The 19,386-nt window shown below is 43.1% G+C and carries 20 protein-coding genes; 12 read left to right on the forward strand and 8 right to left on the reverse strand.

Annotation, left to right across the window (positions count from 1 at the left end; genetic code table 11):
- The first annotated feature begins 164 nt into the window (after nt 1-164).
- Nucleotides 165-1,367, forward strand: a complete 1,203-nt coding sequence (gene fabV, locus MHN79_RS01070) for an enoyl-ACP reductase FabV (protein ID WP_239171320.1) — start codon at nt 165-167, stop codon at nt 1,365-1,367.
- A 94-nt stretch (nt 1,368-1,461) separates the two neighbouring features.
- On the opposite strand, the gene xthA is transcribed toward fabV, so the two are convergent.
- The 6 genes from xthA to dinG all read right to left on the reverse strand — a co-directional run bounded on the left by xthA (nt 1,462) and on the right by dinG (nt 7,060).
- The gene (xthA, locus tag MHN79_RS01075) at nt 1,462-2,268 is read right to left on the reverse strand and encodes an exodeoxyribonuclease III (protein WP_160926850.1); all 807 of its coding nucleotides are present in this window, start codon (nt 2,266-2,268) and stop codon (nt 1,462-1,464) included.
- Between the two features lie 92 nt (nt 2,269-2,360).
- The gene (locus tag MHN79_RS01080; RefSeq protein ID WP_239171509.1) at nt 2,361-3,473 is read right to left on the reverse strand and encodes a cupin domain-containing protein; all 1,113 of its coding nucleotides are present in this window, start codon (nt 3,471-3,473) and stop codon (nt 2,361-2,363) included.
- Nucleotides 3,474-3,493: 20 nt separating this feature from the next.
- Nucleotides 3,494-3,652: a pleiotropic regulatory protein RsmS gene (rsmS, locus tag MHN79_RS01085; protein WP_239171321.1), complete on the reverse strand. Its 159-nt coding sequence runs from the start codon at nt 3,650-3,652 to the stop codon at nt 3,494-3,496.
- 1 nt (nt 3,653) lies between these two features.
- A complete protein-coding gene (locus MHN79_RS01090) occupies nt 3,654-4,199 on the reverse strand; it encodes a primosomal replication protein (protein ID WP_239171322.1) in 546 nt (181 codons plus the stop codon).
- Nucleotides 4,196-4,975, reverse strand: a complete 780-nt coding sequence (locus MHN79_RS01095; protein ID WP_239171323.1) for a TSUP family transporter — start codon at nt 4,973-4,975, stop codon at nt 4,196-4,198. The genes MHN79_RS01090 and MHN79_RS01095 overlap by 4 nt, the downstream gene beginning before the upstream one ends.
- A 12-nt stretch (nt 4,976-4,987) precedes the next feature.
- Nucleotides 4,988-7,060, reverse strand: a complete 2,073-nt coding sequence (dinG, locus tag MHN79_RS01100) for an ATP-dependent DNA helicase DinG (RefSeq protein ID WP_239171324.1) — start codon at nt 7,058-7,060, stop codon at nt 4,988-4,990.
- 517 nt (nt 7,061-7,577) lie between these two features.
- Between dinG and MHN79_RS01105 the strand changes: the two genes are divergently transcribed.
- Nucleotides 7,578-8,678, forward strand: coding sequence for a porin (locus MHN79_RS01105; RefSeq protein ID WP_239171325.1), 1,101 nt, complete (start codon nt 7,578-7,580; stop codon nt 8,676-8,678).
- 73 nt (nt 8,679-8,751) lie between these two features.
- On the forward strand, nt 8,752-9,417 hold the full coding sequence (locus MHN79_RS01110) for a DUF2057 family protein (protein ID WP_239171326.1): 666 nt from the start codon (nt 8,752-8,754) through the stop codon (nt 9,415-9,417).
- Between the two features lie 64 nt (nt 9,418-9,481).
- On the opposite strand, the gene bioA is transcribed toward MHN79_RS01110, so the two are convergent.
- Nucleotides 9,482-10,759, reverse strand: coding sequence for an adenosylmethionine--8-amino-7-oxononanoate transaminase (gene bioA / locus MHN79_RS01115; RefSeq protein WP_239171327.1), 1,278 nt, complete (start codon nt 10,757-10,759; stop codon nt 9,482-9,484).
- A gap of 121 nt (nt 10,760-10,880) precedes the next feature.
- Between bioA and bioB the strand changes: the two genes are divergently transcribed.
- The 4 genes from bioB to bioD are packed head-to-tail and all read left to right on the forward strand — an operon-like array spanning nt 10,881 to nt 14,551.
- Nucleotides 10,881-11,933 carry a biotin synthase BioB gene (bioB, locus tag MHN79_RS01120; RefSeq protein ID WP_239171328.1) on the forward strand — a complete coding sequence of 351 codons (1,053 nt, stop codon included), beginning with the start codon at nt 10,881-10,883 and terminating at the stop codon, nt 11,931-11,933.
- On the forward strand, nt 11,920-13,065 hold the full coding sequence (locus tag MHN79_RS01125) for an 8-amino-7-oxononanoate synthase (RefSeq protein WP_239171510.1): 1,146 nt from the start codon (nt 11,920-11,922) through the stop codon (nt 13,063-13,065). Before bioB ends, MHN79_RS01125 begins: the two co-directional genes overlap by 14 nt.
- Nucleotides 13,065-13,868, forward strand: coding sequence for a malonyl-ACP O-methyltransferase BioC (bioC, locus tag MHN79_RS01130; RefSeq protein WP_239171329.1), 804 nt, complete (start codon nt 13,065-13,067; stop codon nt 13,866-13,868). Before MHN79_RS01125 ends, bioC begins: the two co-directional genes overlap by 1 nt.
- Nucleotides 13,865-14,551, forward strand: coding sequence for a dethiobiotin synthase (gene bioD / locus MHN79_RS01135; RefSeq protein WP_239171330.1), 687 nt, complete (start codon nt 13,865-13,867; stop codon nt 14,549-14,551). Before bioC ends, bioD begins: the two co-directional genes overlap by 4 nt.
- A 64-nt stretch (nt 14,552-14,615) precedes the next feature.
- Here bioD and MHN79_RS01140 read toward each other — a convergent pair whose 3' ends face one another.
- Nucleotides 14,616-14,783: a hypothetical protein gene (locus tag MHN79_RS01140; RefSeq protein WP_202408479.1), complete on the reverse strand. Its 168-nt coding sequence runs from the start codon at nt 14,781-14,783 to the stop codon at nt 14,616-14,618.
- 321 nt (nt 14,784-15,104) lie between these two features.
- On the opposite strand from MHN79_RS01140, the gene htpX reads away from it, so the two are divergent.
- From htpX to MHN79_RS01165, 5 genes are all read left to right on the forward strand, one after another.
- Nucleotides 15,105-15,965 carry a protease HtpX gene (gene htpX / locus MHN79_RS01145; RefSeq protein WP_239171331.1) on the forward strand — a complete coding sequence of 287 codons (861 nt, stop codon included), beginning with the start codon at nt 15,105-15,107 and terminating at the stop codon, nt 15,963-15,965.
- Nucleotides 15,966-16,157: 192 nt separating this feature from the next.
- Nucleotides 16,158-16,577, forward strand: coding sequence for a nuclear transport factor 2 family protein (locus tag MHN79_RS01150; protein ID WP_239171332.1), 420 nt, complete (start codon nt 16,158-16,160; stop codon nt 16,575-16,577).
- Nucleotides 16,574-17,299, forward strand: a complete 726-nt coding sequence (locus MHN79_RS01155; RefSeq protein WP_239171333.1) for an SDR family oxidoreductase — start codon at nt 16,574-16,576, stop codon at nt 17,297-17,299. The genes MHN79_RS01150 and MHN79_RS01155 overlap by 4 nt, the downstream gene beginning before the upstream one ends.
- Nucleotides 17,300-17,315: 16 nt before the next feature.
- Nucleotides 17,316-18,596 (forward strand): NAD(P)/FAD-dependent oxidoreductase, encoded by a 1,281-nt coding sequence (locus tag MHN79_RS01160; protein ID WP_239171334.1) that lies wholly within the window; start codon nt 17,316-17,318, stop codon nt 18,594-18,596.
- 1 nt (nt 18,597) lies between these two features.
- The gene (locus tag MHN79_RS01165) at nt 18,598-19,377 is read left to right on the forward strand and encodes a DUF1365 family protein (protein WP_239171335.1); all 780 of its coding nucleotides are present in this window, start codon (nt 18,598-18,600) and stop codon (nt 19,375-19,377) included.
- Nucleotides 19,378-19,386: the final 9 nt, after the last annotated feature.

The following is a 19,386-nucleotide window of genomic DNA, read 5'->3' on the forward strand; positions in this document are numbered from 1 at the left end:
TCCTAATCAAAGGCGCCCAAGCGGTGCCTTTGTTTTTGCTCGAAATCTAAAACTTGGATGAAAGACATCCAACCACTTGCATTTTGAGTAGATTTTTACAGAAATTAGATGCGAATAATTGCTGAACCTTTTATCCTAGCGGGGTTTTTTAAAGGAAGCTGAATATGATCATCAAACCTAGAATTCGTGGATTTATCTGTACAACGACACACCCAGTGGGCTGTGAAGCTAACGTAAAAGAACAAATCGCTTATACAAAGGCGCAAGGCCCAATTGCAAATGCTCCAAAACGTGTGTTAGTTGTCGGTGCATCCAGTGGTTACGGTCTATCTTCTCGTATCGCTGCGGCATTTGGTGGTGGTGCTTCGACTATCGGCGTTTTCTTCGAAAAAGAAGGTACAGAGAAAAAGCCTGGTACGGCTGGTTTCTATAACGCGGCAGCATTTGAGAAGCTGGCTCGTGAAGAAGGCCTGTATGCAAAAAGCCTTAATGGCGATGCTTTTTCCAATGAAGCCAAGCAAAAAACAATTGAGCTTATCAAACAAGACTTAGGCCAGATTGATATGGTGGTTTACTCATTGGCATCGCCAGTGCGTAAAATGCCAGAAACGGGTGAATTGATTCGCTCTTCACTAAAGCCAATTGGTCAAACTTATACGTCAACGGCTGTCGATACCAATAAAGATGTGATTATCGAAGCAAGCGTTGAGCCAGCGACTGAGCAAGAAATTCAAGACACAGTGACTGTCATGGGCGGTGAAGACTGGGAACTTTGGATCAATGCCTTGTCTGACGCAGGTGTATTGGCAGAAGGCTGCAAAACCGTTGCTTACAGCTACATCGGTACAGAGTTAACTTGGCCTATCTACTGGGACGGCGCTCTAGGTAAAGCTAAAATGGACCTAGATAGAGCGGCAACAGCCCTAAATGAAAAGCTTGGAGTAACAGGCGGAAGTGCTAATGTTGCGGTACTCAAATCTGTGGTAACTCAAGCAAGTTCAGCAATTCCAGTTATGCCACTGTATATCGCTATGGTGTTTAAGAAAATGCGCCAAGAGGGTGTACACGAAGGGTGTATGGAACAGATCTTCCGTATGTTTAATGAGCGTTTGTATAAAGCTGATGGTAGCGCTGCGGAAGTGGATGACAAAAATCGCCTGCGTCTGGATGATTGGGAGCTGCGTGATGACATTCAACAACATTGCCGCGACCTATGGCCACAAATTACCAGCGAAAATCTGAAAGATTTGACCGATTACGTAGAGTACAAAGAAGAGTTCTTAAAGCTATTCGGTTTTGGTGTGACGGGTGTGGACTACGACGCTGACGTAAATCCTGTGGTTGAAGCCGACTTTATTGCGATTTAATCGACTCTAAAACACGTCTATCAAAATTAAAGAGCTGGCACATTAGATTGTGCCAGCTCTTTTGTTATCCCCAGTTTTACTGGAACTGAAGGCTTTACTTAAAGCATGACCATATTGGCGCATGATCTGATGGCTTTTCTATACCGCGCAGTTCATAGTCTATGTCTGACTCAATACATTTCTCTGCTAGAGACGGCGTTGCTAAAATCACGTCAATTCGCAGGCCACGGTTATCATCAAAGCCTCTGGAGCGATAATCAAACCATGAAAAACGATCGTTAGTATCAGGGTGTATCTTGCGGAATGTATCGACAAAACCCCAGTCTAGTAGAGTTTGTAGCCACTCTCTTTCTATAGGCTGGAACGAACATTTGCCCGTTTTGAGCCAACGTTTTCTATTTGGTTCACCGATACCAATGTCTGAGTCTAACGGACTAATATTGATATCACCCATCACAATAAGCTGTTCATTGTTGTTGTGATGCTCATTTAAGTAGATCATTAGGTCTTTATAGAACTGGCGCTTATATGGAAACTTAGTTTCGTGCTCTATGTTCTCGCCTTGAGGGAAATAGCCGTTTAAGATGGTGACCTTTTCGCCATTGTCATCCTCGACCGTTGTCATGATCATGCGCTTTTGATGATCGTCATTGTCGGTTGGAAATCCTTTACGAATAGAAATAGGCTCTTTTTTACACAGCATGGCCACACCATAATGTGCTTTCTGGCCATGAAAATAGACCTTATAGCCCATGGCTTCGACTTCTTGCAATGGGAACGCTTCATCGTGAACTTTGATTTCTTGTAGGCCGATGACATCAGGCTGGTGTTTGTCTATGATTGCTTGAAGCTGATGAAGTCTGGCTCTTAGGCCATTGATATTAAATGATATGACTTTCATATGATTAGAGTCCTTGGAACTGGAATTCGCGGTAAATAATTCATGCTACTACAGATAACAATGCCTGTATTCATTAATTGGTTTAAATGCTTCTAGTCCAAATACCACAAACCAGCATTGACTAGTGATACAAGCAGTTCAATATCGGCTTGTGCTAGCTGACCTTGGATATCTTGATAGCTTATTTGGGTTTGGTTACATAAAAGGTCCACTAAGTGCTCAGACTCTGTATGGTAGGTCTCGCCATTGATATAAACGCAAGAAGCAGCATTTTGCAGATAAAGCGCTTTCAGCCCAGATACTTTGCGCAGTAAGCCTAGATCTTTTAAATGACTTTGTATTTCAATCGCAGTGACTGGTGTGTCTGGCTCGATAACATCAAGCTGATGGCGAGACTGGCTGAGCAGGGCACCAATACTATGATGAATATCGCTGTCGGATTGCAGTGCGCTACGCAACATGGCCGTCATCTTGTCCAAGTCGCTGGTTTGGATTTCTCCATACTTGGTTTGAGGCTTCATATCTGGGTTGTGAAGATGTTGATCACCTTGATCATTCGCGATCATATAATCTGCAAAATGACTTAATAACTCGCGCTCTTTGGGTGATCTAAAGCCAACAGAGTAGCTCATACTTGGCTCAAGCGTATCACCTTCGTGTGGGAACCCGGGGGGAATATAGAGTATATCTCCTGGCATTAAAACCTGATCTATAATGGCATCAAATCCAGTGATTTGGCGAAGGGCGCCCGCTTGGATAGATTCTTGATACTGCCCCTCATCTTTGGAACCAACGCGCCAATGACGTTTTCCGCTCCCTTGAACAATGAATACATCATACTGGTCGATATGGGGGCCAACACCACCCTGTGGGGCCGAGTAACAAACCATCAAATCATCAAACAACCATTGAGGCAAAGCCTTAAAAGGCTGAACCAGTTTTGCTGTGCCTGCGTGCCAATGGTTACACGCTTGAACAACTAATTGCCAATGAGTTTGTGGTAAGTTCTCAAATAGAGAGTCTTCAAACGGACCATGTTCGACAGACCAGTTACCTTCTTGGTGACTGATAAAACGTGAATCAATCTCGTCTTCCATGGACAAACCTGCCAGCTCATCAGGCGATATTGGATCAATGAAATTGGAAAAGCCTGCTTTAATAATGGTCGGTTTCTTATGCCAATAATTGGCCAAGAAGTCTTCCATATTGATGTTTAATGAATAGCTCACTGGTTGTCCTCCAGCTTTCTTTCTAAATCTGACTTCACTATCTTGATTGCTTCGAGCGCAACTTTAGGGTCTATGTTGTGGCTTTCGATGAGATAAATTAGGTCTACCGCAAGTTTAATTTCATCCGGTGCCTGTTCCAGATCGGGAGATGACATATTACTGATTTCGCTCTTTATAGGTAATGTGTTTTTCTATTCTGAGTTTAGCTTGTTGGCAGCGCTGTAAGCGCCTTCGGGCGGCCTCGAGTTTTTGAAAAGAAAGCCCTTTATCTTTGCCCGTCGCTTGGCTGTATATTTGCTCTGACTGAGTGACAATGGCTTTGAGTTGTGATTCCCACGTTTGATGTTGGGCAAGGTTTTGGTAGAGCTGAATGAGATCATTTTGTTGTGATGGTCTTTGGCGGTTTTCTTGTTGCCTTACATCAAAGGAATCTAGTTCCTTTTTGAGTGCATCAATTTGATAAATAAGCTTTTCCGCCAAATAACTCACTTGGGCGCGATTTGGGGCTAACTTCACTTGGGTAGCGAGCTTATCAAATGTTTGCTTGGCTTCTGCAATATAAGGATGCAATTGTGCAGACTGACAGTGAAATAAGGCTTGATCAAATAGAGGCCGATGGTAATCACCATACTGCTTATCTCGTTGGATTGCTTGAGACTCCAGTTGGCCCAATAAATCTGACAGCACACTAAGACTCGTCATACGGGCATAAACCAAGCTTCGTAAGCGAGTTTAACCGCCAATACACTTACCACGGTAATAAAAACAGGTCGGATAAACTTAGCACCGAAACGAATGGCTGAATGAGCACCAACAAAGGCACCTGCCATCAAACATATTCCCATTGTTAGCCCCAAAACCCAGTCTATATGACCAAGTATTGCAAAGGTGACCAAAGAGGTAAAATTACTGGTAAAGTTCATTGCTTTGGATAAACCAGAAGCCAGCAATATATTAAGGCGATACAAAGCCATGGAGCTTACTGTCCAAAATGCGCCCGTTCCCGGTCCAGCCAGCCCATCGTAGAAACCAATACTAAATCCTTGAAGATACTGCTTTTTATTAAACTTAGGGCAAGGCTCTGGTATATCATTGCTTATACTGACTGGGGTTTTGTGCCAAATGGTATAAAAAGCGGCAAGCAAAATAATAAGTGGCAGAATTTTCTCCAGCCACTCTGTGCTGATAAGGTCAACCACAAGTGTTCCGACTGTTGCCCCTATGAGCGTGGAGAGAAAAGCACGTTTCCAACATTTTGGTTTGAACAAACGTTTTTTGTAGTAGGTAAAGGCGGCGGTCGAAGAAGCAAAACTTGCAGCTAGCTTATTGGTGCCAAGCGCAATATGAGGGGGCAGCCCCAAGGAGAGCAGAGCAGGCACGGTCAGCATGCCACCGCCGCCAGCAACAGCATCAATAAATCCGGCCAAAAAGGCAATTAAGGCCAGTACCAACAATAATGTCGGTTCAAAAAATTCCATACAATATCTTAATTATTCGATGATAAGTTTAAACGGTGGCAGTGAATCAATTAGAGCTTGTCCGTAACGCTTTGTTACTAAGCGTCGATCAAGAATGACTACTCTACCAAAATCACGCTCTTTTCGCAGTAATCGACCGACAGATTGAATCAATTTTTTACTCGCTTCTGGCACGGCTATCTGCATGAAAGGATTCCCGCCTTTACTTTCAATGTATTCTGCGTGAGCCTGTTCAACAGGAGACGTAGGCACCGCAAAAGGTATCTTAGTAATAATCAGGTTTTCCAACAATTCACCGGGTAAGTCTAGACCTTCTGAAAAGCTACCAGTGCCGAATAATACGCTAGTTTTCTGACATTGAACTAAGGTTTTATGTTTATTTAGAATTTCTGAGCGCGAGGTTTTACCTTGAACTTGTATTGACCAGCCACTTTTCTTACATAATGGTGCGATAGAATCAAACACCTGATTCATTTGCCAATAAGATGAAAACAAAACCAGATTGGCTTTATTTTCTTGGATAAGATCGGGTAGGGTGTCGACTAAGACTTGTGTAAACTGGGTTGCTGATGGCTCGCATGGCATTTTAGGGATCAGCAGCTCTGCTTGATTCTGATAATCAAATGGTGAGGCTAAGGCAAGGAATTTCACACCATCTTCTGGTTTTTCACTAATACCTGCTTGGCGGCAAAAAAAGCCAAACGAGTTTAAAGCACGCAAAGTTGCTGACACCAACACCGCGCCAATGCAGCGGCTCCAAATTTGTTGGTCTAGCTGCCAGCCTACTTCTAAAGGAGAGACATTGACCACAAAGTCACCTTCCCGCTCTGGCGCTAATTCTAACCACCGAGCCAGAGGCGCTCCTTTTTCTCTTAGAGGCTGGGCCATCAGGCTCCATACTTGCGCTAAATTATCCATACGCTGTATGAAAAAACCAAGTTCAGCCAATGCAGGCTCTGCCAAGCGATTGGAAAGTTCGCCATCTTTGACTCTTTCTGCAATCAACTCTGCCACTTTGGTTACTGATTGTGCGCCTTTTTGCGTTAGACTCTTTAACTGCTTTGATTCTTGCTCTAACCAATCAGGTAATTCACCATGTTCAAAGCGGTAACATCCATCTTCAAATTGCGTTGCATCAAATCGGCTCGCAAGCTGCGTGAGTGATGGGATAAGCTCTTGGATTGAAGCTTGCAGCTCATTACGAAAACGAGCTACTCTTTTCTCATCAGCAAGGTTGGCAAACTTTGTCACTGATTGATTGAGTTTTTCGAGCCAAGCGGCCGCACCTTTTAAACTTGCCGCAGCAGAGGCATGATCTCTGGCAACATGAGGAAGGTGATGGGCTTCATCAAAGACGTAAATGGTATTTTCTGGTTCAGGAAGAATAACGCCGCCGCCAAGATCGGCATCAGCCATGACCAGACTGTGATTGGCGATGATCACATCGGTTTTATCCAGCTCTGCACGTGCTTTTTGAAATGGACAGCTTCTATGTGCTGGCATACTCAGATTACAGCTGTGCTTATCACTGACAATAGATTGCCAAATTGCATCATCTATCGGCTTTGGCCAGGAATCTCTGTCGCCATCCCACTTGTTTTGCGCCAGTTTTTGAAACATGAGTTGCAGTTGTTCGATATCTTTTGCTTTGGCTTTGGTATCAAACATGGCTATTTGCCCACCATCAACACCACTGGCTGCCGCCAGCTTTTCGGCGCAGCAATAACGTTGCCTACCTTTGGCGAGAATAAATGAAAACTCTTTATCAATCAGCCTGCGGTATAAAGGTAAGTCTTTATTGATCAGTTGTTCTTGAAGTGCAACCGTGGCGGTGGAAATGACGACCTTGCGGTTGTTATGTAAAGCAACCGGAATACTTGCCATTAAGTAAGACAAAGACTTTCCAATCCCGGTTCCCGCCTCAGCGACAATCATCCGTGTTGTTTTATGATAGTCACCACACAAGGATTTCGTAATTTCTGCCGTCAGGTAATTTTGAGCTCGACGAGGAATAAAATTATCCATTTGTGATTGCAAATTCTGGTAGCTGGTTCGAATGGTTTTTTGAATTTTACTGGTTGTCATACGGAGGCCTTCGATGTCGAAAGGCGATGATAGCACATTTGCCTAAACGGTAAGTAGTGCAGTGAAAAATGTGCTTTCGTTTAAATTGTAGATCTTCTTCACAAAAAAAAACTGAACCTTCAAAAACTTAGCAAGCGTAATGAGACTAAGAAAGATATCTCTTTATAAGTGATTTTTTACTAGTTATTTATTCTGTTTATTAACACTAACAAAACACTTATCAGGCTTAAATGTCGATTTTCACGGTTTTTCTCAATAATGATAATTTGATTTTTTTGTATAAAATGCACTCTAATAGGGGTTGCATGTCAGAATAAGTACATGTTTTTTATGATCTTTACATTTTTTTAGTCATTTTATTTATAGTATTTGACACTGAGATAATTCTTTTGCAATCTAGTCCCGCAATTTAATGGCGACAACATCTGACCAGTTAGAGTTCGGAGTTGTCATCAAAAAACATCAAGGAAACCTCAAAAGGTTTACCTTCATTCTATAGAAAAGGCAGTGGATTATTATGAAAAAGACTCTAGTAGCTCTTTCAGTTCTAGCAGCGGCAGCAAACGTAAATGCGGCTGAAATTTATTCAACAGATGCTTCTAAAGTATCGCTATCTGGTGAAGTTGATGCGTTTGTAGCATCAAAGGATATCAAGGCCGCGAATGTTAAAGGTTCAGGTCAATTTGAAGATGAGACAGACCCATCAGTTATGGTTTGGGGTAAAATCCAATTAGACGCTGAGCACAAAGTAAGCGACACACTAACTAGCTTTGCATCATTTGAAATTGAATCAAGCACAGGTTTTGATTCAGAAGAAACAGATAACAACGCAAAGTTCGACGACCTATATGTTGGTGTTAAAACTGATACTTGGGGTGTTGCAATTGGTGAAGTGGGTGATCTAGCAGCTTCAACAGATGCGATTGAAAAAGGTGATATCACTAACGAAGGTCAATTCCTAGGCGCTGCGGGCGGTCACCGTTCTGAGTCTGAAGGCAACGGTATCGTATTTAAAGCAGAGCTAACAGATGGTCTAGTATTTGTTGCTGATGTTAACACAGAAGCTAACAAAGACATCGATAACACTTACGGTGCGTCTTTAGATTGGGCTATCAACGATATGTTCTCTGTTGGTGCTTCTCTTGTAAATGGTGAAGTATCTGAGACTGTTGATTACCAAGTAGGTGGTGTATCTGCGTCAGTAACATACGGTGGCTTCTTCTTTGCAGCGACTTATGCTCAATACGAAGGTGTAAACTCATTTGGTCTATTCGGTGACAAAGTTAAGATTGGCGATAAAGAGTATGACTATGCTTACACTGATGGTGATGCATACGGCGTAGCAGCTCAGTACACAATTGATAAGACTCGTCTGTACGCAACTTATGATGTTATCGCTTTAGATGAAATGTCTGGAACTAACGTTAACGCAAACGGTGATGTTACTAACCTAGTGCTAGGTGTAGAATACTCACTGCTAGACAACGTAACTATCTTTACTGAGTACCAAACGGCTGAAACGTCTAATGACTTTGATGGCGCTAGTAGTGATGATCTTGCCTCAGGTGCTGGTCTAGATGCAGATACTTTCTTGGTAGGCGCATACTACACATTCTAATTACTTGTTAATTAGGGTATTATTTAAGCCAACGCCTAGCGTTGGCTTTTGTTATTTTTAAAGGAATACCAGATTGAAAACGATCAACACTCTTCTTCTTGCTGTATTGGCATCCGCTGTTTCTTACTCCGCTTTAGCGGTTGAATTAGACTTAGCCAGTGGTATTTCGGTGCCAGTGTTAAATGGTAAAAAAGTTAAGGATGATAACCTTGATTTTGTAGAAGGTGAAAACCAGCTTGTGTTTGAGTTTGCCGGCAAGCTTAAAGACAACAACAAACGTAAGTATTACTCGTCGCGCCCCTATATTGTTACTTTGGACCTTACTGGTGCCCAAACACTTAAAGTTGAGCTTGTATCCAATAAGCTGAATAAAATAGATCGCAACGTAAATAAAAAACAACCTATCTTTGAGTTCACAATAGACGGCAAGCCGGTTGAAGATTCACAGCAAATGCTGCCCCCTGCTGAGGGTGTTTTCCCCTATTCCAATGTGCCGCTACTGGTTGAAAACTATAATAAAGAACGCGGTCTAGTATTTGATTCGGGCAAGGTAGTTGAGCTTAAAGCTGAGCTTGCCAAGCTAGAGCAAGGTGAAGCCGTAACCTCTGGTGAGCGCAAAACCACTACCATTGCAGGTGTGACCGAAACCGAGAGTACTTTGCAGTTAAAACTGTGGTATTTAAAGGCCAGTAATGAAGAGCGTAAAAACTTCAAACGTTGGATGATTGAACAAGATTAATCCTAAAAAGGCCCAGTCAATGGGCCTTTTGGTTATCGACTCTTTCGAAAGGAGGTTGCTCGCTTTACTGGAAACAACTCGGGTCTTGAAGCGCTTTTTCTATCGCATCAACTAGGGCCTGTATATGCTTAGCTTGGCTGATAAAAGGTGGCATCATATAGATAAGCTTGCCAAAGGGTCTTATCCAAACGCCTTGATCCACAAATAAAGCTTGAATGGCTTCCATATTCACAGGGCGCTTGGTTTCCACAACGCCAATCGCACCTAACCAGCGTACATCTTTGACCAAATCATAGTTAAGCAATCTAGGTAACTGCGCCGCGAAATTCGCTTCAATTGTTTCAACTTGCGCTTGCCACTCACCTTGCTGCAAAAGTTCAAGACTTTTTCCCGCCACAGCGCAGGCGAGCGGATTAGCCATAAAAGTAGGGCCATGCATAAAGCAGCCTGCTTCTCCTGAACAAACTGTATCTGCCACCTCTTTTGACGTCAATGTTGCAGAGAGCGTCATATAGCCGCTTGTCAGCGCTTTGCCTACACACATAATATCTGGTTTGATACCAGCATGCTCACAAGCAAACAGCTTGCCTGTGCGACCAAAGCCTGTTGCGATTTCATCAAGAATAAGCAACACACCAAACTCATCACATAAAGCGCGAACACCCTGTAAAAATTTGGGGTGATAAATTCGCATCCCTCCCGCCCCTTGAACCATTGGCTCAAGAATAACAGCAGCAATCTCGTGGTGATGCCGGGTTATTTTGTCTCTAAAGTCATCAAGATCACTTTCGTTCCAATCTTGGTGAAAGCCGGTTTTGGGTGATGCAGCAAAAATATGCTCAGGTAAGAATCCTTTATATAAAGAATGCATAGAGTTTTCAGGATCGGTGACAGACATAGCGGCAAAGGTGTCACCATGGTAACCATCTCTTAGGGTCAAAAACTTAGTGCGCTGCTGGCCTTTGCTATGCCAATACTGAAGCGCCATTTTTAAACTGACTTCAACGGCTACAGAACCCGAATCGGCTAAAAAGACTTGCTCTAGATTTTCGGGAGCCATAGATAGTAGGGTTTTACACAAATTGATTGCAGGATCATGAGTTATGCCGCCAAACATCACATGGGACATTTTATCGATTTGTGTGTGAGCGGCTTGATTAAGCTGCGGGTGATTGTAGCCATGAATAGCGGCCCACCAAGATGACATGCCATCGACAAGCTGTCGCCCGTCTTCGAGATGAACGTATACACCATCAGCAGAAGTGACAGGGTAGCAAGTTAAAGGGTTAAGTGTTGAAGTGTACGGGTGCCAGATGTGGCGACGATCAAAGTCAAGATCCATAAAAAACCATAGATTAAAAAACAAACAAATGTAAACTTTTGATTTTAAAAGTTGTTGACAGTGTACATGGTGTGGTTAGACTAGCCAAGCCATTCATTACAACAAACTATAAGGAAGTCATGTGGAAGCACGTCACAACTGGACTGTTGAAGGAGTCAGAGCATTAATGGCCAAGCCATTTATGGATCTTTTGTTTGAAGCGCAATTGGTTCATCGCCAGCACCAACAACATAATTATGTGCAAGTGAGTACACTGCTTTCGATCAAAACGGGCGCTTGTCCAGAAGATTGCAAATATTGCCCTCAGAGTGCGCGCTACCAAACCGATATCGAAAAAGAGCGTTTGATGGAAGTTGAACGTGTACTTGATGCCGCGCAGAAAGCCAAAAGTGCAGGGTCAACACGTTTTTGTATGGGGGCAGCATGGAAAAACCCTAAAGCGCGCGATATGCCGCACCTAACTGAAATGATTAAAGGTGTAAAAGGCATGGGGCTAGAAACCTGTATGACTTTGGGCATGTTGACACCAGATCAAGCAAACGAGCTAGCTGATGCAGGGCTGGATTACTACAACCATAATTTGGATACCTCTCCAGAGTTTTACGGCAGCATTATCACAACGCGAACCTATCAGGACAGATTAGATACCTTGTCCCATGTTAGGGATGCCGGAATGAAGATATGTTCTGGAGGCATTATTGGCATGGGTGAGAGTGCCAATGATCGTGCTGGGCTACTAGTCGAGCTGGCAAACCTTCCTACTCACCCTGAAAGTGTGCCAATAAATATGTTGGTTAAAGTAAAAGGAACACCACTTGAGGACGTTGATGATGTGGAACCTTTCGATTTTATTCGCTTAATCGCCATAGCGCGCATTTTAATGCCCAATGCCGCTGTCCGTTTGTCTGCTGGTCGAGAAGATATGAACGAGCAAATGCAAGCGCTGTGTTTTATGGCTGGAGCTAACTCTATCTTCTACGGATGTAAACTCCTCACCACCCCGAATCCTTCGGAAGATAAAGATATGCAGCTGTTTGATAAGCTCGGTATCAATCGACATGAAGTCTCACAACGTCCAGATGAAATTGAGGAGAATGATTTACTTGACCGCGTGGTTGAGAGAGTGGCGGCACGTCCGGAAAAAGGCGATCTATTCTATGATGCCACCATTTAATACTCGCATTTCCAAACAATTGGAAAAACGTTTAGATTCGGGGCTTTCAAGAAACATACGCACGATTGAAGCTGGAAATACCGCTAGTTTGTCCTTTCAGTCAAAGAGGCATATTAATTTTTCAAGTAATGATTATCTCGGCTTAGCGGCGGATAAAACCCTTTCGCAAGCGTGGCAGCGAGGAATTGATTTATACGGTAACGGTAGTGGTGCTTCGCCTTTGGTGACAGGCTTTTCAAAAGCCCATGCCGATTTAGAAGCCTCGCTTTGTGATTGGCTTGGCTTTGAACGAGCGATCTTGTTTTCTTCAGGTTTTTCAGCCAATCAAGCCGTATTGTTTAGCTTGATGAAAGAAGGAGATTTGCTTGTACAAGACAAGTTAAATCATGCTTCTTTGATTGAAGCTGGCATACATTCCTCCGCGACGATGAAGCGCTTTCGTCACAATGATATTGGGCATCTTAAAAGAAGGTTAACTTCTGGTGGTTTAGTGGTGACAGAAGGGGTGTTTAGTATGGACGGCGACTTAGCCCCGCTTGCTGATATCCATAATATTACTCAGGTAAATTCTTGGCTTATGGTTGATGATGCTCATGGCATTGGTGTGCTTGGTAATGAAGGGAGAGGGAGTTGCCATAATGCGAATGTAAAACCCGAGATCCTTGTCGTCACTTTTGGTAAAGCACTTGGCCTGTCTGGCGCAGCGGTTATGTGCAATCAAGACTTAGGTGATTATTTTACCCAGTTCGCCAGACATCATGTCTATTCAACCGCTATGCCTCCTTCGCTTGCTTATGCTATCAGCCATAGCATTGAAATGGTTCGCGTCCAGCAGTGGAGGCGCGATAAGCTTGCAGAATTACAAAGTGAGTATCAGCAAAGATTTTCGGTGTTTGATGGCTATATTGAAACCGAAACACCGATTAAGCCATTTTTGATTGGTGATAGTGGCGCATCAGTACAAATTGCCAAGGCTTTGTCAGATATGGGCTTGTGGCTAACCGCGATCAGACCGCCGACTGTTACTAAAGGCGCCGCTCGCCTGAGAATAACATTGACCGCGAATCATAATGTAAATCAAGTCAGGGCCTTAGCCAATGCAGTAGAGCAGGTGATAGAAAAGGTAGCGTAATGGAACAGGCGATTTTAGATTATTCCTTGCCATATGTTGATAAATCGGCTGTTGCCGAGGCGTTTGGCAAGGCGGCAGAAACCTACGATTCTCATGCGGCTTTTCAAAGAGAAGTGGGGACTCGGTTACTTGAGCTATTGCCAAATGATATTAACGGCAAAACCGTATTGGATCTTGGCTGTGGGACTGGCTATTTTGCCGCCTTATTGAGAGAGCGAGGTGCCAATGTCATTTGTTGTGATTTATCGCAGAAAATGCTGGACAAAGCGAGAGAGCGTTGTGGGGTAGAGCAGATGCGCTATCAACTGGGTGATGCGGAATCCTTACCCTTTGCTTCTCAATCGGTAGATTTGGTGTTTTCTAGCTTAGCATTGCAATGGTGTGATGATTTATCCCAGCCGCTGCGTGAAATGCGCAGAGTGTTAAAGCCCAATGGCGGCATATATTTTTCTACCTTACTTGATGGCTCTTTATCTGAGCTGAGAGAAGCGTGGCGTGTGATTGATAAGTATCAGCATGTTAACGACTTTTGCAGTATAGATGAGATAAAAATTGCGTTAGCGCAATCTGGCTCTGATTGTCATCAGTTAGACTTGCCTACTATTACGGTCTGGTATGATTCTGCATTTTCACTAATGCGGGACTTAAAAGGGATTGGTGCTAGCTATGTGCATGGACGGTCTCAGGGATTGACTAGTCGTAGTATGTTGCAAAACGTCGAGCAGGCTTATCAAAAATTTCGAAATGATAAAGGTTTGGTGCCTGCTACATATCAGGTTTGTTTGGGGGTAATTCATATATGACTCATGCTTTTTTTATTGCGGGTACGGATACTGATGTTGGTAAAACCGTAGCCTCTACTGCGATTCTCAATGCACTTGCGCAAAAAGAGGTAAAAACGATTGGTTACAAACCCGTTGCTGCGGGAAGCCAAGAAACAGCGCTCGGATTTCGTAACTCAGATGCCTTGTATCTGCAGAAGGCATCGACTGTTGAAACCGAATATGAAGATATCAATCCTTATCCACTTGAGCTTCCAACATCGCCGCATATTGCCGCGCAGCGTGAAGGTGTGGATATCCAATATTCTGTGCTCAGCGATAAGCTGTCAATTCATAAGGAAAAGGCAGACTTTGTGTTGGTTGAGGGAGCTGGTGGATGGCGGGTACCAGTCAGTGGCGAAGAATGTCTTTCTAGTTGGGTGCAACAGGAAAAACTACCAGTGATCTTGGTAGTGGGTATTAAACTTGGCTGTTTAAGTCATGCTATGTTAACCCTTGATGCGATAGAAGCTGATGGGTTGAAAGTCATTGGATGGGTTGCGAATAGAATTAATCCAGGTACCGAACATTATGCTGATATTATTACAATGCTCGAGAATAAAATCTCAGCGCCTAAACTTGGTGAGATCCCATACATTCCAAGCATTAAGCAGAAAAACCTCGCCCAATATCTAGATGTTACGACGCTTTTTGACATGTCCTAATTGATGCGGTTTGAATACGAGCAAAAAAGGCTGCTAATGAAATGCAGCCTTTTACAATAGAGAATTAGCTTTCTTGACTGACAGTCATGAGGGATTTATGAGTTTCAGCCACATGCTTTTGCATCTGTTGCTGTGAGCAAATACCGAGCTGTTGTTTAGCTTCCTCTTCCGAGATATCGAGGTGGCAACATAATAAATCAATAGCCATTTGGTAATTGTGTGTCTCCGCCATGATTGTTTCCTTTTTACACATGAGTATCCTATCACTACCCAATCTAACATGTGTGCATTTATGAGCAATAAGACAAAAGTCTAATCTCAGAATTGCTCACTTATGGATTCATGCTCTGGCATTTTGATGTTGAATTTTACGGGTGAGAAACTAAATGTTGCAATTTGCTTCTACCACTTGTAATTAAAAGCAATAGACTATATCTAATAAAGAGATAATCAGTGTTCAAACGGTGTAGAGTCTTTATCTGGTTTTGTGTTAATAAATGCTAACCCGCCTAAATTGAGAACACTATAAAGAGTTCAATGTCGGAGAAAATTAATGAAGCGTGTAATCTTGTTTTTGGCAACCAACTTGGCCGTCGTATTGGTCCTAAGTGTTGTTTTAAATATTGTCTATTCTGTCACAGGAATGCAGCCTGGTAGTCTTTCTGGCCTGCTTGTTATGGCAGTAGTATTTGGTTTTGGTGGCGCGTTCATTTCTTTGATGATGTCTAAAGGGATGGCTCTTCGCTCTGTTGGCGGTATGGTGGTTGAAAGCCCTCGCAATGAAACTGAGCATTGGTTGCTTGAAACTGTCCGCCGCCAGTCTCAACAAGTCGGAATTGGAATGCCAACCGTTGCCATCTATGATTCAGCGGATATTAACGCTTTTGCAACAGGAGCAAAGCGGGATGACTCTTTAGTCGCTGTATCTACTGGCTTACTTCACAATATGACCCGTGATGAAGCGGAAGCAGTGTTGGCACATGAAGTTAGCCATATTGCAAATGGAGATATGGTCACCATGACGCTTATGCAAGGAGTTGTGAATACATTCGTGATTTTCTTATCGCGCTTTATCGCCAACATTGTTTCTTCAAACGATGAAGAAGAGGGTGGTAGCAATATGATGGTGTATTTCGGTGTGTCGATCGTTTTAGAGTTGGTATTTGGATTCCTAGCAAGCTTTATCACTATGTGGTATAGCCGTCATCGAGAGTTTCATGCCGATGCTGGCGCCGCTAACCTGGTGGGTAAGCATAAAATGATTGCCGCTCTGGAGCGTCTTAAACTCAGCCATGAATCACAACTTGAGGGTTCAATTATGGCATTTGGTATCAATGGTAAACGTTCAGTGACAGAGCTATTGATGAGCCACCCACCACTTGATAAGCGAATTTCTGCTTTGCGCGATCTATAGAAGGGATTATAGGTTCAATTATGCCCTAATAAATTGAAAAGGCTTAGTTTATAACTAGGCCTTTTTTTGATCCCTTTGAAACAGTCACCGTATAAGTTATACAAAATTTTATTTGTACAACTTTTCGGTTTCACCTATTGTTTGTATGTTGTACAAGAAATTTATGTGTATAACATAACGAGAGGTGATCCAATGGACGTAGAAACAGTCGGCGAGGTTTATCAAAAGCTTAACAAGTCAAACCTTCACCTGTTGTCAGATGTATATCATCAAGAAGTTGTGTTCGAAGATGCTGCGCACAAACTAGAGGGATGGACGGAGCTAGAAAGCTATTTCCAAACCCTGTACAGCAATGTGAAACGTTGTGACTTCGATATTATAGAACACCAGCAATCTGGAGACAGTGGGTTTCTGACTTGGAAAATGGCATTAGAGCACCCCAAGCTATCTAGTGGGTCTACTGTTTATGTCAACGGCGTTAGCCACTTAAAATTCTCTCAAGGTCGGGTCATCTATCACAGAGATTACTTCGATCTTGGAGAAATGCTCTACGAAAATTTGCCTTTACTGGGGTCGTTGATAAAAGCAATCAAAGTGAGGTTAGGCAAATGAAAACGGTCTTGATTACGGGAGCAACATCGGGAATCGGACTTCAGTTAGCGATCGACTACGCTAAAACTGGCGCTGCTGTGTACGCATGTGGTCGAAACCAAGAACGTTTGAATGAATTGAGTTCCCAGTTTGCAAATATTCATACTTTGGCGTTCGACCTCACCGATCTTGATGCCACAAAACATACGCTATCGTCATTAGAACACATTCCTGATTTGTGGATATTGAACGCAGGGGATTGCGAATATATCGACGATGGACAGCTTGATGCCAAACTAGTAAAGCGCGTCTTCGACATTAACGTTCTGGGCCTTACCAATGCGATCGAAGCTTGCCAGCCACATTTTAGTAGGGGCCAAAGATTGGCTATCGTAGGCTCTATTGCGAGTGAAGTTGCTTTGCCACGAGCAGAAGCATACGGAGCGTCAAAGGCGGCGGTGAGTTATCTTGCTAGGGCGCTTCAACTTGATCTTAAACCACAGGGAATCGACGTATCTATCATTTATCCTGGTTTTGTCAAAACACCACTTACAGACAAAAATACCTTCGATATGCCGATGTTAATTTCATCTGAACGAGCATCGAGAGAAATTAGAGAAGGCCTAGCAAAGGGACGCAGCCACATATATTTCCCGAAAAAATTCACATCCATTTTGCGTTTAATCGGCGCGCTTCCATACCGCTGGCAGAATGTACTGACGGCTAAGCTACTTACCCAATGAAAAAAGGAATAATAACATGAATGTAGCGATAATCGGTTCTGGGATCTCAGGCTTAACATGTGGGTATTATTTACATAAAGAGCATAACGTTACTTTGTTTGAAGCCAATGATTATATTGGTGGCCACACAGCCACGGTCGACGTTCAGCTAGACGGAGAGAGCTACGCTGTTGATACTGGGTTTATTGTTTTTAACGATAGGACTTATCCTAATTTCATCGAATTGATGGACGAAATCGGTGTGAGTGGGATCGCGAGTCAAATGAGTTTCAGCGTAAGAAACGATGCAAATGGGCTTGAATACAATGGTCATACGGTATCGACATTGTTTGCCCAAAAGCGTAATTGGCTAAATCCAAAGTTTTATCGCTTTATTTTTGAAATACTCCGATTCAATAAACAGGTTAAAGCTATTGCGAACCAAAATGAATGCCAAGACATAACATTGGATGAGTTCCTTACGTCTCAGGGGTTTAGTCGTTTTTTTTGCGACAACTATATTCTTCCCATGGGCGCTGCAATTTGGTCTTCTACATTGGCTGACATGAGAGCCTTTCCACTGGCTTTCTTCGCACGATTCTTTTTAAATCATGGATTGCTTGATATCACTAATCGTCCTCAATGGTACGTCATAAAAGGTGGATCGCGAGAATATATAGGCCCTTTGACGAAAGGATTTTCAGACAGAATTCGCCTTAACACACCTGTGGATGGTGTGACTCGGGACCAAGCGGGTGTTACGGTTCATTTTGATGGGCGCAGTGAACGTTTTGACCATGTCATTTTTGCCTGTCATAGTGATCAAGCACTTAAGATGCTGAAAGACGCAAGCTCAGCTGAGTATGCCGTGCTATCCAAATTAGAATACCAAGCTAACGACGTGGTGCTGCATACTGACGAAAGCATACTGCCTAAACGAAAAGCCGCTTGGGCATCATGGAACTATCGACTATCTGGCGCTGAAGAAGAAGAAAAACTAGCCCCAACGTTGACTTACAATATGAACATACTGCAACACATAGCAGCGCCTCAAACCTTTTGTGTCTCTCTAAATAGCAACGAGCAAATAGACCAGAGTAAAGTGCTCAGGCGTTTCGTCTATCACCATCCGGTATTTAATAGTCAATCTATGAAAGCGCAAGCACGTAAAGAGGAAATTAATGGCGTTTGTAACACTTGGTTCTGCGGGGCTTATTGGTACAACGGTTTTCATGAAGATGGTGTCAAAAGTGCTCTAGACGTAGTACGAGGGGTCAGGGCTTACAGCTCAGGCCACAGTTCTAAGGGAGCGGCTTAATATGCCGTCTGCGCTCAAAAGTTGTTTGCTTGTTGGTAATGTGAGGCATCGTCGTTTCACCCCGATAGAGCATGAGCTGGACTATACACTCTTCATGCCGTGTCTGGATCTTGATGAGCTTGAAGGACTCAAAAGAAAAATATGGGGCTTTGGTGACAAGTGGTGGCATTGGGCAAGGTTCAAGCGCAGTGACTACTTAGGAGTCGGAGACTTGAAACAGTCGGTACTTAAGAAGGTTGTCGAATTAGGGGGAGAGCGTCTTAATGGGAGTGTGAAGGCTGTGGTTCACCTCAGATATTTTGGCATCTACTTCAGTCCTGTTAATTTTTACTATATTTATGACGAACAGGATTGTTGGCGTTACTTACTTGCTGAGGTAAGTAATACTCCATGGAATGAAAGATATTACTACCTGTTGGATGTATGTAATGAGGATACTTGGGTTCACTCAAAAGCATTTCATGTCTCTCCATTTAATCCAATTGACCAGGAATATCGATGGAAAATTAAGCCCATGAATCCAAACTTATCTATCCATTTGGAGTGCCATCGTCAGGGCAAACAATTTGACGCCACGATGAAAATGAAACAGCGAACTTTAAGTTCTCGAAGTCTACTTAAGCATTTGATAGTTACACCAGTACTCGCCGTCAAAATGCTTGTTGGGATTTATTGGCATGCACTAAAGCTTTGGGTCAAAGGTGCCCCTTTTTACTCTCACCCTAAGTATCGGCAGGGTAAAGAAGCTCAACCAACTCATCATAGAAATGTCGAAAAATAATTTGGAGCT

It is taken from the genome of Vibrio sp. Of14-4, from assembly GCF_022347625.1.
In the GTDB taxonomy this organism is placed as follows: Bacteria; Pseudomonadota; Gammaproteobacteria; order Enterobacterales; family Vibrionaceae; genus Vibrio; species Vibrio pristinus.

Excerpts from the sequence above, each read along its gene's own strand:
- fabV (WP_239171320.1), top strand. The coding sequence starts at position 165 with ATGATCATCAAACCTAGAATTCGTGGATTTATCTGTACAACGACACAC.
- xthA (WP_160926850.1), bottom strand. The coding sequence starts at position 2,268 with ATGAAAGTCATATCATTTAATATCAATGGCCTAAGAGCCAGACTTCAT.
- MHN79_RS01080 (WP_239171509.1), bottom strand. The coding sequence starts at position 3,473 with ATGGAAGACTTCTTGGCCAATTATTGGCATAAGAAACCGACCATTATT.
- rsmS (WP_239171321.1), bottom strand. The coding sequence starts at position 3,652 with ATGTCATCTCCCGATCTGGAACAGGCACCGGATGAAATTAAACTTGCG.
- MHN79_RS01090 (WP_239171322.1), bottom strand. The coding sequence starts at position 4,199 with ATGACGAGTCTTAGTGTGCTGTCAGATTTATTGGGCCAACTGGAGTCT.
- MHN79_RS01095 (WP_239171323.1), bottom strand. The coding sequence starts at position 4,975 with ATGGAATTTTTTGAACCGACATTATTGTTGGTACTGGCCTTAATTGCC.
- dinG (WP_239171324.1), bottom strand. The coding sequence starts at position 7,060 with ATGACAACCAGTAAAATTCAAAAAACCATTCGAACCAGCTACCAGAAT.
- MHN79_RS01105 (WP_239171325.1), top strand. The coding sequence starts at position 7,578 with ATGAAAAAGACTCTAGTAGCTCTTTCAGTTCTAGCAGCGGCAGCAAAC.
- bioA (WP_239171327.1), bottom strand. The coding sequence starts at position 10,759 with ATGGATCTTGACTTTGATCGTCGCCACATCTGGCACCCGTACACTTCA.
- MHN79_RS01125 (WP_239171510.1), top strand. The coding sequence starts at position 11,920 with ATGCCACCATTTAATACTCGCATTTCCAAACAATTGGAAAAACGTTTA.
- bioC (WP_239171329.1), top strand. The coding sequence starts at position 13,065 with ATGGAACAGGCGATTTTAGATTATTCCTTGCCATATGTTGATAAATCG.
- bioD (WP_239171330.1), top strand. The coding sequence starts at position 13,865 with ATGACTCATGCTTTTTTTATTGCGGGTACGGATACTGATGTTGGTAAA.
- MHN79_RS01140 (WP_202408479.1), bottom strand. The coding sequence starts at position 14,783 with ATGGCGGAGACACACAATTACCAAATGGCTATTGATTTATTATGTTGC.
- htpX (WP_239171331.1), top strand. The coding sequence starts at position 15,105 with ATGAAGCGTGTAATCTTGTTTTTGGCAACCAACTTGGCCGTCGTATTG.
- MHN79_RS01150 (WP_239171332.1), top strand. The coding sequence starts at position 16,158 with ATGGACGTAGAAACAGTCGGCGAGGTTTATCAAAAGCTTAACAAGTCA.
- MHN79_RS01155 (WP_239171333.1), top strand. The coding sequence starts at position 16,574 with ATGAAAACGGTCTTGATTACGGGAGCAACATCGGGAATCGGACTTCAG.
- MHN79_RS01160 (WP_239171334.1), top strand. The coding sequence starts at position 17,316 with ATGAATGTAGCGATAATCGGTTCTGGGATCTCAGGCTTAACATGTGGG.
- MHN79_RS01165 (WP_239171335.1), top strand. The coding sequence starts at position 18,598 with ATGCCGTCTGCGCTCAAAAGTTGTTTGCTTGTTGGTAATGTGAGGCAT.